Source organism: Nostoc sp. ChiQUE02 (genome assembly GCF_034531305.2).
In the GTDB taxonomy this organism is placed as follows: domain Bacteria; phylum Cyanobacteriota; class Cyanobacteriia; order Cyanobacteriales; family Nostocaceae; genus Nostoc.
The window spans coordinates 99898-117547 of sequence record NZ_JAVRBN020000023.1 but is presented as its reverse complement, the minus strand read 5'-3'; the positions used below and the strand labels follow the sequence as shown (position 1 = coordinate 117547).

The following is a 17650-nucleotide window of genomic DNA, read 5'->3' as shown; positions in this document are numbered from 1 at the left end:
TAACTTAGCTTATGTGATTTATACCTCTGGTTCAACGGGACAACCAAAGGGAGTATTAGTTACTCATCATGCACTGCTAAATCTCGTATTCTGGCATCAACGGACTTTTGAAATTACGGCTTTAGACAAAGCCACTCAGGTCGCTTCCACTGCATTTGATGCTGCTGTCTGGGAATTGTGGCCTTACCTCACCGCAGGGGCAAGTATTTATTTAGTTAAACCTGGAATCATTGCATCACCAGTAGATTTGCAAGATTGGTTGCAAAGGCAAAATATTACTATCAGTTTTCTGCCAACGCCAGTAGCAGAGCAATTATTGTCTCTGGAATGGAGAGAAAATACAGCCTTGCGAACTCTGCTAACTGGTGGAGATAAACTTCATCGATATCCATCAAGTTTACTTCCTTTCCAGGTTGTGAATAATTATGGCCCAACTGAGAATACTGTTGTTACAACTTCAGGGATAGTAGTTTGTGATGGACGGGATAATAATATCTCACCACCTATCGGTCGTCCCATTGCTAACACGCAAATCTACATTTTAGATGAGTATTTGCAACCAGTTCCTGTTGGTGTGCCAGGAGAATTGCATATTGGTGGTGCTTCCTTGGCGCAAGGTTATCTTAACCGAAGCGAGTTAACACAAGAAAAATTCATTCCTAATCCCTTTAGCGATGAACCACATTCCCGTCTCTATAAAACTGGAGATTTAGCACGATACTTGAGTGATGGAAATATCGAATTTCTCGGTCGGATCGACAATCAGGTGAAAATTCGTGGCTTCCGCATTGAGTTGGGAGAAATTGAAGCTGCAATATCTCAGCTACCTGAAGTCCGGGAAGCAGTAGTCGTTGCACGGGAAGACCAATCGAATAATAAGCGTTTGGTAGCTTATATTGTACCGCAACAGGAAAAACTCAAAACATCAAAGAAACCAGAAAATTTATCAGCAAACAAAGTAGAACTATGGCCATCTATAGCTGAATACTATGTCTATGACGACTTATTGTATTACGCTATGACCAATGACCATCGACGCAACGATAGTTATAAAATAGCGATTAACCAATTAGTAAAAGATAAAATAGTCGTTGAGATTGGTACAGGGAAAGATGCAATCTTATCCAGATTTTGTGTTCAAGGGGGTGCTAAGAAAATTTATGCCATTGAAAGAAATGAGGAAACCTGCCGTCAAGCAAGAGCTTGTATTGAAAAGTTAGGTTTGGCAGACAAAATCACAGTTATTCATGGTGATGCAACTTTAGTTGATATCCCAGAACTCGCTGATGTTTGTGTTTCCGAAATTGTAGGGGCGATTGGTGGCTCGGAAGGGGCAGCAGTAATTATTAATAACGCTAGAAAATTTCTCAAACCTGATGGTTTGATGATTCCAGAAAGAAGCGTTACTAAGATGGCTGCTGTTACTCTTCCAGATGAAATATTACACAATCCTCAATTTGCTGAAATCCCTGCATATTACACCAAAAAAATCTTTGAGCAAGTCGGATATCAATTTGACTTAAGGGTATGTATTAGGAATTTCCCTCAAGTAAATGTGCTATCCACTGTGGATGTTTTAGAAGATTTGAATTTCAATGAATATATTAGTCCAGAGTTCTCCCATGAGGTTAAACTTGAGATTCAAAAAAATGGGCGAATTGATGGCTTTTTAGTCTGGCTGAATTTACATACTATTGTTGGAGAAGAAATAGATATTCTTGAACATGAGTATTGCTGGCTACCTGTTTATTTCCCATTGTTTCAACCGGGAATAAAGGTTGAGTACGGTGATGTAATTCAAGCAGTTTGTTCCCGGACACTTTGCAGCAATAATCTTAATCCAGACTATGCAATTAAAGGTTATCTGCTGAAAAAGAATGGAGACGTTATTAACTTTGAATATGTCTCCTATCACTATAAAAATAATTTCCGGCAAACACCTTTCTATCAAAGATTATTTGCTGATTCTGCCAATCTAAAAAACAATCACTCGGATAATTTAGCTCAATCTTTAAGAGCTAATCTCAAGAAACTCTTGCCCAGCTACATGATCCCCTCCAGCTTTGTGCTGCTGGATAACCTGCCATTAACACCAAACGGTAAGATAGACCACCGGGCGCTGCCAACACATGAGCTAACTCTTCTAAATGAAGCTGATTATGTCATGCCAAATACAGAAGCAGAAAAAATCATTGCTGGTATTTGGCAAAAAGCACTGCAAGTAGAAAAGGTGGGTATTCACGATAATTTCTTTGATCTAGGGGGACATTCCCTGATAGCTACTCAGGTAATTTCTCGATTGCAAGAAGCTTTTGGAACTTCGTTACCATTACGTTATATCTTTGAGTCACCGACAATTGCCCAGTTAAGTGAGGCAATTTTAGGTGAACTGGAAACTGGTTCAGGTTTGGCAGTACCGGCGATCGCACCCGTTTCCAGAGACGCAGACATACCCCTATCTTGGGCGCAAGAGCGTTTGTGGTTCGTGAATCAGTTAGAAGGCGAAAGCGGTGCGTACACAATAGATTTCACCTTGCGTTTGGTAGGGAATCTCAATGTCAAAGCTTTAGAAAAAGCCTTTGCAGAGATAGTACAACGCCATGAAGTTCTACGCACTCATTTTGAGATCAGAAATAATCAGCCAGTACAGGTAATAGATCCTAATATGACCATCACGTTACCAGTGGTCGATCTCCAGAATTTACCAGAACGCTGGAAACAAGTGGAGCAGCTGGCAACAGCAGAAGCCTGCAAACCATTCGATTTAGCTAATGGCCCTGTGCTGCGAGTCAAGATATGGCAAGTTGCAACTGATGAGCATGTATTGCTATTCGCAATCCACCATATTGCTGCTGATGGTTGGTCAATGGGTGTTTTAATCGGTGAACTGTCAGCCTATTACCGAGCCTTTTCAACAGGAAGTTCTGTTGAGCTACCAAAGTTACCCATCCAGTATGCCGACTTCGCTGTATGGCAGCGCCAATGGTTCACGAATCAGGTATTAGAGCGTCAGTTAAACTACTGGAAGCAACATTTAACGGGAGCGCCACCTCTATTAGAATTACCCACAGACCGCCCCCGCCCAGCCATACAGACTTTTAGAGGCGGTACAGAGCAGCTTAAACTAGATGCCTTGCTAACGCAGCAGTTGAAAAAGCTATCTCAAGAGTCTGGAAGCACGCTGTTTATGACACTGCTGGCAGGTTTTGTGGTGTTACTGTCTCGCTACAGTGGACAAACAGATTTGGTAGTTGGTTCACCGATCGCAAATCGCAACCGCACAGAAATCGAAGGGTTAATTGGGTTTTTTGTCAATAGTCTGGCACTGAGATTCGATCTATCCCAAGAACCGACCTTTGAAGCATTACTAGCGCAGGTGCGAACAGTTACCCAAAATGCCTACGACCATCAGGATTTACCCTTTGAGATGTTAGTGGAAGAGTTGCAACTTGAGCGAAACCTCGATCGCAACCCGTTAACCCAGGTGGTGTTTGCCCTCCAAAATGCTCCCACCTCCCCCTGGGATCTGCCTGATTTAAAGGTTGAAGGGATGCCTTCGGGACTTGACTCAGTTCGGCTTGACCTAGAAGTTTACTTGTGGGATGCACCAGAAGGTCTTGGGGGCTTTTGCTCTTACAACCGGGATTTATTTGATGCGGCAACAATTACCCGCATGATGCAACATTTCAAGACTTTACTTGCGGCAATAGTTGATAATCCACACCAGCCAGTGTCATTACTGCCGTTGCTCACCCAGCAAGAACGCCATCAATTATTAGTGGAGTGGAATGATACTCAAGCATACTATCCGCATCAGTGTATTCATCAGTTGTTTGAGTCACAGGTAGAGCGGACACCTGATGCAGTGGCGGTGGTATTTGAAAATCAACAACTCACCTACCACGAGTTGAATTGTCGTGCGAATCAGTTGGCGCAATACTTGCGGTCTGTGGGAGTGGGAGCAGATGTACTAGTTGGGTTGTGTGTAGAGCGATCGCTATTAATGGCGATCGGGCTTTTGGCAATTCTCAAGGCGGGTGGTGCTTACGTGCCTCTTGACCCGGAATATCCTCAAGACCGTCTGAGCTTTATGCTAGAAGACGCTCAAGTTTGGGTACTGCTAACCCAACAGCACCTTTTTGAGAAACTACCACAAAATAAAGCCAACACAGTCTTTTTAGATGAAATCTGGTCAGAAATTGCCCAAAATAGCCAGGAAAACTTTTCTAATGGGGTGACGGCTTCTCATCTAGCGAATGTGATTTACACGAGCGGTTCCACAGGCAAACCCAAAGGGGTGATGGTTGAACATAGCGGATTATGCAACCTAGCTCAAGCTCAAATTCAGACTTTTGGCGTGGATTCTGATAGTCGCGTTCTCCAGTTTGCCTCCTTCAGCTTTGATGCTTGCATCTCAGAAATCTTGATGAGTTGGGCATCAGGGGCAACTCTTTACCTGGGAACAAAAGACTCTCTCATGCCGGGTACGCCATTAATTGAACGATTACGCGATTATGATATTACCCATGTAACCTTACCACCATCAGCATTAGCAGTTTTGCCTATTGAAGAACTTCCAGCACTGCAAACAATAATTGTTGCTGGAGAAGCTTGTTCTGCTGAACTCATCAAACAATGGTCTACTGGGAGAAACTTCTTTAATGCTTACGGACCAACAGAAGCTAGCGTCTGCGCCACAGTTGCAAAATGTACTCTTGAAGACGAGAAAGTTACTATTGGTCGTCCAATTGCCAACAAACAAATCTACATTTTAGACTCGCATTTACAGCCAGTGCCTATTGGTGTACCAGGAGAACTGCACATTGGTGGTGTAGGGTTAGCAAGAGGCTATCTCAACCGTCTGCAATTGACACAAGAGAAATTCATCAACAATCCTCTTAGCTATGAACCAGATTCCCGACTTTACAAAACTGGGGACTTGGCGCGTTATCTAGCAGACAGTAATATTGAATACCTGGGACGCATCGACAATCAAGTAAAGGTGCGCGGCTTCCGTATAGAACTGGGTGAAATTGAAGCAGTTTTAAGCCAACATCCCTTGGTACAAGAAGGTGTCGTCGTTGCCATTGATAATACTGGTGATAAACAGTTAGCGGCTTACTTAGTGCCTGCTCTGAAAAACCAAGTATTACCTCAGCAGTTGGCTCAATGGCAGAGTGAGTACGTTACTGACTGGCAAACGCTCTATGAACAAGCTTATGGGCAACCTCAAGTAGCCACAGATGATCCCACATTTAATATCAGTGGTTGGAATAGTAGTTACACCAAACAAGCAATCCCAGCCCAAGAAATGCAGGAGTGGGTTGAGAGTACAGTAGACCGAATTCTGTCTCTATTACCGCAACGAGTATTAGAAATTGGTTGTGGTACAGGGTTGCTGCTATCTCGCGTTGCTCCCAACTGTCTTGAGTATTGGGGATGTGATTATTCCAGTGCCGCCATTCAGCACGTTGAGCAAATATGTAAAACGGTGTCAGGTCTAGACAATGTACGGCTACTACACCAAATGGCGGATAACTTTACTCTTATCCCCAAAGGAGAATTTGATACTGTAGTGATCAACTCAGTAGTGCAGTACTTCCCCAGTGTGGAGTATTTGTTGCAGGTACTTGAGGGAGCGATCGCAGCAATTGGCCAAAAGGGAACATTATTTGTGGGGGATGTTCGCAGCTTGCCTTTGCTCGAACCATACCATGCAGCCGTGCAGTTATCCCGCTCTCCTGAAGATAGAACTGTTGAGCAATGGCAGCAGCAGGTACATCAGAGTGTCGCTGCCGAAGAAGAATTGGTAATCGATCCGAGGTTCTTCATCGCCCTGCAAACACGTTTTCCGCAAATTACTTGGGTGGAGATTGTGCCCAAACGCGGTAACAGTCAAAATGAATTAACTCAATTCCGCTATGATGTCACCCTGCATTTAGCTACTGATGTCCAAACACTTGCACTGAGCGGAGCCGTTGGCGAAGCCTCTGCTTCAGCAGAAGTGACAGTAGTTCCTTGGTTAAATTGGCAACTAGATAAGCTCTCGTTGGCACAAATTCAAAATCAACTGCACAAAGAACAACCAGAACTTTTAGGAATTAGGGGCGTTCCTAATCAACGGGTGCAGCAAGCACTACAGATTTGGCAATGGTTGGAAAATTCCCCTAGTGTCGAAACAGTCGCGCAAATGCGGCAATTGCTAGCAAAACAGCCAGAAGTTGGGATCAATCCTGAAGAATTTTACCAGTTAGGGCAGCATTTGGGTTACACAGTCCACCTGAGTTGGTGGGGGAGTAGTCAAGATGGTGCATTCGATGTGGTATTGTGCCGCAATCAAGAACAAAAAGCGATTGCATTTTGGGATAATTCAGCCATTACTACCAAACCCTGGACTGACTACACTAACAATCCCCTATACGGTAAGTTAGTTCAGAAGCTAGTGCCACAAGTGCGGGAATTTATCCAACAAAAGCTACCCAACTATATGGTTCCGCAAGCTTTTGTCCTCCTCAATGCCCTACCTTTAACACCTAATGGTAAGGTGGATCGTCGCGCCCTACCAGCACCGGATACAGCTACTAGAAATCTTGCCACTGGCTTTGTTTCACCTCGCACACCAATTGAAGCTCAACTGGTGCAAATCTGGAGTGAAGTCTTGGGAACCGAACGCATTGGCATCAATGACAACTTCTTTGAACTTGGCGGACATTCTCTACTAGCAACCCAAGTAATATCTCGTTTGCGTAATATTTTCTCGGTGGAATTGTCCTTACAAAATTTCCTTGAGTACCCAACGGTAGCTAACTTAGCCCAAATCATTGAAGTAGTTTCCATAGCACAAGATGGTCAACTATCCATTACAAAAATGCAAGAAGATTACGAAGAAGGTGAACTATGAAAAGCTCTTTACTAAATAGATTTGTTTATTTGTGAAAAAACAACTCATGCAATTTAAACCTGATTAAACAACAACTGTGGGAAGCGGCAAATGAAAGTGGTAGAGTTTTTGTCTTATTTAAATAGTTTAGATATCAAAATTTGGCTGGAAGAGGAGAAGCTACGATATCATGCTCCCAAGGGAGCAATGACAATAGAAATTAAGCAAGAAATCGGAACAAAAAAACCTGAAATTCTCGCCTTTTTAAAAGAAGCGAAAACGCCCTTTAGCTCTGTTGAATCAGCCATTATTCCCGTCGCACGAGATAAGGATTTACCCCTCTCTTTTGCCCAGCAGAGGCTCTGGTTTTTGCACCAGCTTTCACCCGACAGTCATTCTTACAATATGCTGGAAGCTCTGCGGCTAGATGGCTCACCCAATATAGCTGCACTCTCGCAAAGCCTGAATGAACTCGTTCGCCGCCACGAAATCTTAAGAACCAGTTTCCCTACGGTAGACGGAAAACCTATCCAGCTAATTGCCCCTCCCACAGCCTTAAATTTGCCAATCCATGACTTGCAGGGGTTGTCAGCCGAGGAACAAACTGCTCACATTCGAGAAATGGCGAAGTCTATTGCGTCCCAGCCCTTTGATTTGGCTGTGGGGCCATTAATAGAATTTACCCTACTGCAACTGAGTGAACAGGAGTATGTACTGCTGTTGAAGATGCACCACATTATTTATGATGGCTGGTCTTTGAGCATCTTCTTTGGTGAATTATCTCAGTTATATACAGCTTTTGCTCAAGGATTGCCCTCCCCATTACCTGAATTACCCATCCAGTACGCCGACTTTGCCTTTTGGCAACGCCAGTGGCTAACTGGCGAAGTCCTCGATCGCCAACTCAATTATTGGCAAAAACAGTTAGCGGGTGTCCCTCCCGTATTAGAACTACCTAGCGATCGCCCCCGTCCCCCAGTCCAGTCTTTTCAAGGTGCAGTTGAATCTTTTCTACTAGATAGCGACCTCACACAACGCCTTAAGCAACTGAGTCAGGAGTCAGAGACAACTCTGTTTATGACCCTACTAGCAGCTTTTTTGGTCTTGCTCTCTCGTTATAGCGGTCAGTTAGATATTGTTGTTGGCTCACCCATCGCTAACCGCAACAGCAAGAGCGTCGAGCAGCTAATGGGATTTTTTGCCAACACCTTAGCATTAAGGGGCAATCTCTCTGGAAACCCCAGCTTTGCTGACTTTTTAGCGCAAGTGCGGCAAACCACGTTGTCAGCTTATGCCCACCAAGACTTACCCTTTGAAATGTTGGTGGAAAAATTACAGCCAGATCGAGATTTAAGTCGTAATCCCCTCGTACAGGTGCTGTTCTCCCTCCAGAATACCCCACAGTCTTCTAGCAATTTGCCAGGTTTAACTATCCAGAATATGTCCTTGCCAATTGATGTAAAAGTCAGATTTGACCTGGAAGTAAACTTCTGGGAGGTTCCCGGAGGTCTGGAAGGTGTTTGGTGCTATAACACTGATTTATTTGATGCCGCTACAATTACCCAAATCGGCCAACATTTTCAACCTTTAATTAAAGCAATTGTCGCCAATCCGAAAGCGCGAATTTCTGAATTACCACTGTTGAGTGCAGCAGAACGTCATCAATTGTTAGTCGAGTGGAACGACAATCAAACAGACTATTACCAGGATAAATGTATTCATCAGTTATTTGAAGAACAGGTAAAACGCACACCTGATGCAGTGGCAATTGTATTTGAAAATCAACAACTGACTTATGGTGAGTTAAATTGTCGCGCTAACCAGCTAGCTCATTACTTGCGCTCTTTAGGTGTGGAAGCAGATGTGCTAGTTGGGTTGTGTGTAGAGCGATCGCCAGAAATGATTGTGGGAATGTTGGGAATTCTCAAGGCGGGTGGAGCATATCTGCCACTTGACCCAGAATATCCGACTGAGCGCCTGAGTTTCATGTTAGAAGATGCTCAAGTTTCAGTGTTGCTGACTCAGCAATCACTCCAGGGCAAACTACCACAGCATCAAGCACAGCTTCACTTCGGCTCCGCTCAGTACAAAGTTTGTCTGGATACTGACTGGCATTTGATTGCTGAATGTAGCCATGATAATGCGATCGCACTTGTGCAACCGAATAACTTGGCTTATGTGATTTACACCTCTGGATCTACAGGACAGCCTAAAGGAGTTGAAGTTGTCCACCGTGCCGTTAATCGTCTTTTGTTTGGAGTAAATTACGTTCATCTAGATGGAACACAAAGATTTCTTCAGCTCGCCCCAATTTCGTTTGATGCTTCCACCTTTGAAATTTGGGGAGCTTTGTTGTATGGTGCTAGATGCATTCTTTTCCCAAGAAGTATTCCCACATCTAAAAATCTGGGCGATGAAATCCGCAAACATGGCATTACCATTTTATGGCTGACTGCTGCTTTGTTTAACTCCATCATTGATGATGATGAAAAAGCTCTGTCAGGAATTAAACAGTTACTAATTGGTGGCGAAGCACTTTCGGTTACTCACGTCCAGAAAGCTTTGGCATCTCTGCCATTTACGCAAATCATTAATGGATATGGGCCAACAGAAAGCACAACTTTTGCTTGTTGTTATCCTATCCCTAGACAAGTTGAGACAAATATAAAGTCAATCCCCATTGGAAGACCCATTGCCAACACCCAAATCTACATCTTAGACGAGTACCTGCAACCCGTTCCTGTAGGTGTACCAGGGGAATTACACATTGGTGGTGCGGGATTAGCACGAGGCTATCTCAACCGTCCAAAATTGACCAATGAGAAATTTATCCCCAATCCCTTTGAGGAGGAATCGCTTCGGCTCCACTCACCGGACGGAGGCACTAAATTATACAAAACTGGGGATAAGGCTCGGTACTTGAGCGATGGCAACATCCAATACTTAGGACGTATCGACAATCAGGTAAAAATTCGGGGCTTCCGCATCGAATTAGGAGAAATTGAAGCAGTACTGAGGCAACATACCGATGTACAAGTATCTTGCGTCATTGTCCGTGAAGATATCCCAGGTGAGAAGCGCTTAGTCGCCTACGTAGTGCTACAAAAAGAGCAGACTTGTACTGAGCGAAGTCGAAGTACACTTACACCAAGCGAACTGCGTCAGTTCCTCGCTGATAAACTACCTGCATACATGGTTCCTAATGCTTTTGTCATCCTGGAGTCCCTGCCCCTAACTCCTAATGGTAAAGTAGACCATCGGGCATTAAGAGCAATTACCAACATCAGTAACTGCAAAAAATTTGTCGAACCCCGTAACCAATTAGAACTGCAACTAGTACAAATCTGGTCAAACATTCTTAAGGTTGACAAAGTAGGAGTACAAGATAACTTTTTTGACCTTGGTGGTCATTCCCTTTTAGCTGCCTACTTAATGGATCAAATTCAGCAGCAGTTTGGGAAAAATTTGCCCTTAACAACTCTTTTTCAAAATCCAACTATTGAACAGTTGGCAACAATTGTCCAAAAAGAATCGGATGACTCTGATTCATCTTGTTTGGTAGCACTTCAGCCCAACGGTTCAAACTTACCTTTCTTCTGCGTTCCTGGCGCTCCTGGTAAGCCTTTCTACTTCTATCACTTAGGGCGTTATTTAGGGCTAGACCAACCGTTATATAGTTTTGAAAATAATCTTCACGAATTAAAGCCAAACCCCCGACTTGAAGATATAGCGAGTCATTATATTCAAGCCATGCAAGCTGTGCAACCGCAAGGGCCATACTTTTTGGGAGGGCATTCTTATGGAGGTAACGTAGTTTTTGAAATGGCCCAGCAGTTAGTTGCTCAGGGAGATGAGGTTGCTCTACTAGTCGTGATTGATGCATCTGCATCAACCTATAAAGATAAGCAATTCCTGGCTGATTACATTGATTGGGATGATGATATGTGGCTAGCTGAGGTGAGCAAAGGAATAAAACTTTTTTTAGATAAAAACGTTGATATTTCCTACGATACTCTCCAAACCTTGACTACGGAAGAGCAACTAAAATACCTTTTACACTATTTCAAAATGGCAAATATGTTGCCTCCTAATGCTCAAACTACGGAGCTTAAAAATCTCGTACAGGCTTATAAAACTAGTTGTTTGTGTCTAGTTGATTATCTACCAAAACAGATTTATCCAGGTAAACTGACGATTATACGGGCTAAAGAGGATATGCCAGAAGACCCTAATAATCATTTAAATACCGAGGATTCAGAGGACTTATCCTTGGGCTGGAGCGAGTTTTGTACTGAACCAGTAGATATCCATTTTGTACTAGGCAACCATATCACGATTATGGCTGAACCCCATGTCCAAGTTTTAGCCGAACATTTGAAAGATTGCATCAAGGAAGCAGGGAAATAGGGAATTGGAAATGGGGAATGGGGAATTGAAGAAATGACAAATGACAAATGACAAATGACAAATGACAAAAAATGTGAGGAATAATGGATAAAAGCGAATATATTAACCAATTTGACAGTTTAATTTTAAATCCGGGGACTAGAAAGATATTCGGACAAGAAGAGTTTTTTAATGTAGGTTATTGGTTCTCTGATACTCAAAATCAGCAGTCAGCCTGTTTTAACCTGATGGAAAAGCTTTTAACATTTATTGAGGAAAAGAAGGGTACTATTCTTGATGTTGGCTGCGGTTTGGGAGCAACTACCAGTTATCTACTCAAGTATTACTCCCCTGCTGATGTTTTTGGCATTAATATTTCCACCAAGCAACTCGAAAGAAGTACAGCTAATGCACCAGGCTGTAACTTAATTTGCATGGATGCCGTGCAGATGGAATTTGAAGATGATTTTTTCGATAACATTATATGTGTTGAAGCAGCATTTTACTTTGATACTAGGGAGAAGTTTTTCAAAGAGGCAGCCCGGGTATTGAAACCAGGAGGTAATCTGATTCTCTCTGATATTATCTTTGAAAATATACAGTATTTCGGTGATTGGATTGTTACCCCCAAAAATATTGTCAAAGATATTGAGGAGTATAAAAATTTCTACCAAGAGGCAGGATTACAACTTTTAGAAGTTGTAAATGTCACAGATGATTGTTGGAAAAACCATTACCGCTATCTAAAATCTTGGCTTTTAAAGGAATTAGCCGCTGGAGATATAGATGAAGAAGCTTATCAGTTAAATGTGGGTGCTATAGATGGTTTGCTCAATACTTCATCTATAGATTATTTGTTAGTTTCAGCAAAGAAGCCAGTCAAAGTTATTTGAAAAATAACAGTTTTTTTGATTTAAAAATAGATTGCATACTTTTTACTTTTATGGGCAAAACAATGTTTCAGTCGCTATCAGGCAAAAAAGTGGTGATTATTGGCATCAGTTCGGGGGTGGATCTGGCGATCGCTCAAAAAATGCTAGAGGTGGGGGCGAAGGTTATCCTTTGCCACTCATCCCAAGAGAAATTAACTGAGGCGACAGCGTTGATCTCTGGAGAGATTCAGGGCGAAACTGTTGATGTGGTGAACGAGGATTCAGTCAATGCTTTTTTTGAGCAGATCGGAAGCTTCGATCATTTGATTGTAACGGCTATGGGTGACAGAAATATGCCGCGATCGCTTTTAGCAGAAATGAACACACAAACGGCTCAAGGTGCGATAGAAAAATTCTGGGGAACGTTCTTTGCTGTCCGTGCATCGCTGAAAAATATCGCGGCTGACGGTTCTATTACCCTAACATCCAGCGTTACTATCTTTAAATCTTCAAAAATGGGAGGGATTTCTGCGATCGCCGCCGCAAATGGGGCAGTTGCAACTTTTGGGCGATCGTTAGCGTTAGAAATTGCACCGATTCGGGTCAATGTAATCGCTCCCGGATTAATAGAAGATACAAGTATTTGGAGCAGTCAAAGCGAGTCTGAACGCTCAGACTTAACCAAGTGGGCTGAAACATCCTTACCTGTCCAACATCTTGGTAAACCAGAAGAAGTGGCGCAAGCAGTGTTCAGTTTAATAACAAATCCCTACATAACAGGGGTTGTTTTGCCTGTGGATGGCGGTGTAACTTTGCTGTAATCACCATTTACTCAAATTATAAATTATGAAAAATAATTTTTTTTATTCAGCATTTAGGATTCATAATTTATTTGACGATCAGAGATTTCAGTTTATTTCTAAAATATGCCAAGCCAAGTTACTCAAGCTCAACCCCCAACAAGTATTTTTTCAGATTTGGCTCAATTCTGGAAAGATATAAAAGCGATCGCAGGCCCTTACTGGTATCCAACAGAGCCAGGGAAAAGAGCATTTCCAGATGTTCTCCGTGCTTGGGGAATGTTGATTATGCTGATATTACTAATAATCGCTCTTGTAGGTGTAACTGCTTTTAATAGTTACGTTGGTCGCTATTTGGTTGATACCCTTATTCAAGAAAAAGATTATTCTCAGTTCATTGAGATATTATCAGTCAATATTGTTGGGCTGGTCTTGGTAACTTTTTTAGTAGGGTTTTCTAAATTTGTCCGAAAAAAAATTGCTCTAGATTGGTACAAATGGCTAAATAATCAAACTTTAGATAAATATTTAAGCAATCGTGCTTATTATAAAATTAACTTTAGATCCGATGTAGATAACCCAGATCAGCGTTTATCTCAAGAAATTGAACCTGTAACTAGTAGCGCTTTGAATTTTTCAGCTACTTTCCTAGAAAAAGTACTGGAAATGGCAACTTTTCTAATAATTATGTGGTCAATTTCCCAACAGATTGCTCTTATTCTTGTTGGTTATACGATCGTAGGCAATTTGGTTGCTGTTTACTTAAATCAAAACTTAAATAAAATCAATCAAGAAGGGCTTGTATTTAAAGCTGAGTACAATTATGCTTTGAGTCATGTTCGAAATCATGCTGAATCAATAGCTTTTTTTCAGGGAGAAAAACAAGAATCAAATATAATTCAACGTCGATTTAATAATTTGATCAAAAATATAGAAAGTAAGATAAGTTGGGAAAGAGGTACAGAAATTTTTAGCCGAGGATATCAATCTGTTATCCAAATATTCCCATTTTTAGTACTTGCACCTCTATATATTAGAGATGAAATAGATTTTGGACAACTTGGACAAGCCGCTTTAGCTTCTAATATGTTTGCTATTGCTTTGGGCGAATTAATCACTGAATTTGGAACTTCAGGAAGATTTTCTACTTACGTCGATCGTTTAGCTGAGTTTTCAAATGCTTTAGGAGAAGTAACTAAAGAACCAGAGAATGTAAGTACTATTAAAACAATAGAAGAAAACCATCTTGCTTTTGAGCATGTCACATTACAAACTCCCAACTACGAGCAGGTGATCGTTGAAGATTTGTCGCTGTCTGTCAAAGCAGGAGAAGGTTTATTGATTGTTGGTCCGAGTGGTCGAGGTAAAAGTTCTCTGTTGAGAGCGATCGCTGGTTTGTGGAATGCAGGAACTGGTCGGCTGGTGCGACCTCCGTTAGAGCAAGTCTTATTCTTACCCCAGCGTCCTTATATAATTTTGGGAACTTTACGCGAACAGTTACTCTATCCTCAGACAACTCGCAAAATGAGCGATCGCGAACTAGAAGGAATTTTGCAACAAGTCAACCTACAAAACTTGCTTAGTCGAGTCAATGGTTTCGATACAGAAGTTCCTTGGGAGAACATATTATCGCTAGGAGAACAACAACGTTTGGCATTCGCACGGCTATTAGTTACTCATCCTAGCTTCACCATATTAGATGAAGCGACCAGTGCTTTAGATTTGAAGAATGAAGGAAATTTATATCAACAGTTACAAGAGGCAAAAACGACATTTATCAGTGTTGGACATCGAGAAAGTTTATTTAATTACCATCAATGGGTTTTAGAACTTTCACAAGATTCTAGTTGGCAACTTGTAACCGTACAAGATTACCAACGGCAAAAAACAACACAAATTGTCCCTGATCCTCCTCACAATGCTCAAATCGAAATAGATGATTTTTCTAAGAATCAATCTCAATCTCAACCAGAAATAGGGGTACTAAAATTCCCTAGTGAAGGGTTTTCTCATAAACAAATGCAGGCATTAACAGACTATTCTCTTGGAAGTATTAGAAGTAAAGCAAGCCTTGGTAAGTCCATTACTGCTAAGAACGGGTTTAATTACTACTACAACAAAGATCCCAAAGTTTTGAAATGGTTAAGAGTTTAGTGGTTACTTATGCTTTTTAGGTAACACAATTTCAATATTAGGCATAAAAAATGACAACAGTTTTTGTAGATAAACAAGAATTAGCTAAACAAATAGTCCAATTTATTGAGCAAAATGAAATTACCATTGCTGTCAAAAAACTCCGTCAAGAAGCAGCACACTCTTGTGAACTTCCTCCAGCTTGGTTACTCAAAACAGCAGATGCTTTAGAAAATAACGACTGGAGTATTTTGTCTGAAGACTTTATCAATATGGATTTTATTGGTAAAAATGGTTATTTCTTGATCGTCGCACCTTACCAAGTAAATCGACAATGCCAAAGCCAGATAGCTTTAAGTGCAATTTATGGCAAAATGCATGATAATTCTCAGCCATCTATTGAACAATTAGAAAATCTCAGTCGGGAAAAATTTGGAACATTGAGTCAAGCAATTCCTAGAAATCTTTCTTTTACTGAAATTGCTAGTTGTGGTAATACCAGTGGTGAAAGTGGTGAAGCTTTCATCGTCCCAAATGGATGGCCTTTTCCTAACAGTGTTTGTGGCCCAGCATTAAATAATGCTAGCCAGCAACAACGACGTTTTTTAGGTTCTAGCCGCCAATGCATCCAAAAAGTATTTGAATATGAAACAGCTAATTTACTATTAGGTCCTTTAGAAGACGAAATCAATGGTGAACGTTATCGCCATATCGACACTCAAGTTCATGAAGCAGGACATGCAAGTGGTTTGGGATTTGACTTTAAGGTAAAACACAACCTTTTCCAAAACTATTACTATGCTGGTGTAGAAGAATGGCGATCTGATAGTCTAGGATTTGAGTTTGCGGCTTGTATTTTACCTGCACAAGAAGCTGGGAAGTTGGTAGCTGTCAACTTCTGTATTCGCTTTGGCTTAGATGCTCACCGTTTAGGAGGCATAGAAAAAGATACCGATGTATATGCTAGCCTTATCAGCTTAGAATATCTTTTTCAAAATGATGCAATATATGTTACTAAAAATGGTCAATTAGCTTTACGTAATTTGAGTTATTCAGGTTTACTTCAAGCTGTAGAACTCCATCGGGCCCAAGCATTATCTCTGACTCGAAGAGAATTAAACCTTAAAAATCCTACAGGTATTTTTTATCTGTATAAAATCGATATTCATCCATCAACTCAATCAATTTTTCAGGGGCTAGTTATGGAACGCTGTCAAGGGATTTGGGCACAGTTACAATAATTTAATATTATTGCGATCGCAATAATATTGAAGACAACAGCCAATCCAAAATATAAAATACTTGCATTTTACGGAGGTGATATTCGTGGTATTATTCCAGCACTGATATTAACAAAAAAGGAAAAGCGGACACAAAAGGCAATTTTTAGTTTGTGCAATTTAATTACTGAAACAATTCTGGCACGCGAACTAAAGAAAATTTTGCATCCTGATTAGTCTTTTCGTGAACTATGTAAATATTTTAGGTAGCTAAAATGGACAAAAATGTTAAAATTTTAGGCCACATTATATAGATGTTAAGTGGGTTGAGTTGAGTTGAAATTTAAATGTAAGGAACTGGATCATGACTACTTCTAATCAGATTAAATCGGCGCTGTGGGAAAACAAGCAAGAGTATCCCCTAACTAGAGAATCTTTAAAAATGCTGCTTGAACACCGAATTCCTCTAATTCGGTTGAAAGATTTTGCAACGCCCGAAGAGTGTGAGATGTTATATGCTCAATCTCAATTGCTCAATTTTAATGCTTATCAAGATGTGAGTCCTAAAATTGAAAAAGTTGGTATCACAGTATTTGAATATAACAGCATTAGTAAAGGAGATTATTTTAAAGGAGTAGAACAAGCAACTAAATTAAGAGACTCCATTACGGCAGCCTCCTTCAATCCATTGGAGCGCATAATGGCAAAATTCCGAGAGTGTGGTGCGAATGTGCGAATTGCTTCGGAACCATTCTACGGTAGTTATTATGCAGGACTGATCAGAAAAATAGAGCATGGTACTCAACTTCATATAGATTTTGCGCCATTGGAACAATCGGGATGGGAAGTTTGTACAATTACTGCTCAACTTTCCTGGACTTTGTACTTAAAATTGTCTCCCAACAGTCATGGCAAAACGTGTATTTACGATCGCCAGTGGCAACCAGAAGATGAGCAACACAAGCTAGACTCCTACGGATATAGCGATAAAGTGCTTGCAGATGCAGATGCGATCGCTTTCCAGCCTTATGTCGGTGATGTATTGCTTTTCAATACAACAAACTTTCACTATGTTGAGCCAATGCATGGACAACGTGTAGCTTTTACTTCCATGATCGGATTACTTCCTAACGGTGAAATTATTTTCTGGTCTTGAAGTTGATAAGTAGGAGACAAAAGCTATTAAAGATAATTAATAATTTTGTCTACCTACTTATGATTGTTTCGCCTACTAAAGAAATCCTAATTTAGTATTGCTAACTATATTGAGAATAAAACCTTTGTAGGGTAGTTTTTAACTCGGTTTACCATGCAATTAATTGAATAGGATTCCTATAACTCGGTGAGACAATTGGCAAT

General features: G+C 41.1%; 8 protein-coding genes. All 8 read left to right on the top strand.

Going from position 1 to position 17650, the window contains the following annotated elements; genetic code table 11:
• The coding region (locus tag RM347_RS22575) for an amino acid adenylation domain-containing protein (protein WP_428850597.1) at positions 1 to 6901 on the top strand (6901 nt) is incomplete at its 5' end.
• A 90-nt stretch (positions 6902 to 6991) separates the two neighbouring features.
• Positions 6992 to 11287 (top strand): amino acid adenylation domain-containing protein, encoded by a 4296-nt coding sequence (locus RM347_RS22570; protein ID WP_322718364.1) that lies wholly within the window; start codon positions 6992 to 6994, stop codon positions 11285 to 11287.
• An 83-nt stretch (positions 11288 to 11370) separates the two neighbouring features.
• The gene (locus tag RM347_RS22565; protein WP_322718365.1) at positions 11371 to 12159 is read left to right on the top strand and encodes a class I SAM-dependent methyltransferase; all 789 of its coding nucleotides are present in this window, start codon (positions 11371 to 11373) and stop codon (positions 12157 to 12159) included.
• 62 nt (positions 12160 to 12221) lie between these two features.
• On the top strand, positions 12222 to 12959 hold the full coding sequence (locus tag RM347_RS22560; protein WP_428850596.1) for an SDR family oxidoreductase: 738 nt from the start codon (positions 12222 to 12224) through the stop codon (positions 12957 to 12959).
• A gap of 105 nt (positions 12960 to 13064) precedes the next feature.
• Entirely contained in the window at positions 13065 to 15092 is a 2028-nt protein-coding gene (locus tag RM347_RS22555; protein WP_322718367.1) for an ABC transporter ATP-binding protein/permease, read from the top strand.
• A gap of 50 nt (positions 15093 to 15142) precedes the next feature.
• The gene (locus RM347_RS22550; RefSeq protein WP_322718368.1) at positions 15143 to 16312 is read left to right on the top strand and encodes a DUF6014 family protein; all 1170 of its coding nucleotides are present in this window, start codon (positions 15143 to 15145) and stop codon (positions 16310 to 16312) included.
• Between the two features lie 27 nt (positions 16313 to 16339).
• A complete protein-coding gene (locus RM347_RS22545; protein ID WP_322718369.1) occupies positions 16340 to 16528 on the top strand; it encodes a hypothetical protein in 189 nt (62 codons plus the stop codon).
• Positions 16529 to 16655: 127 nt separating this feature from the next.
• Positions 16656 to 17447, top strand: coding sequence for a hypothetical protein (locus tag RM347_RS22540; RefSeq protein ID WP_322718370.1), 792 nt, complete (start codon positions 16656 to 16658; stop codon positions 17445 to 17447).
• Positions 17448 to 17650 lie beyond the last annotated feature (203 nt).

Bases quoted from the DNA above. Each gene is read 5' to 3' on its own strand.
- RM347_RS22570 (WP_322718364.1), top strand. From the start codon at position 6,992: ATGAAAGTGGTAGAGTTTTTGTCTTATTTAAATAGTTTAGATATCAAA.
- RM347_RS22565 (WP_322718365.1), top strand. From the start codon at position 11,371: ATGGATAAAAGCGAATATATTAACCAATTTGACAGTTTAATTTTAAAT.
- RM347_RS22560 (WP_428850596.1), top strand. From the start codon at position 12,222: ATGTTTCAGTCGCTATCAGGCAAAAAAGTGGTGATTATTGGCATCAGT.
- RM347_RS22555 (WP_322718367.1), top strand. From the start codon at position 13,065: ATGCCAAGCCAAGTTACTCAAGCTCAACCCCCAACAAGTATTTTTTCA.
- RM347_RS22550 (WP_322718368.1), top strand. From the start codon at position 15,143: ATGACAACAGTTTTTGTAGATAAACAAGAATTAGCTAAACAAATAGTC.
- RM347_RS22540 (WP_322718370.1), top strand. From the start codon at position 16,656: ATGACTACTTCTAATCAGATTAAATCGGCGCTGTGGGAAAACAAGCAA.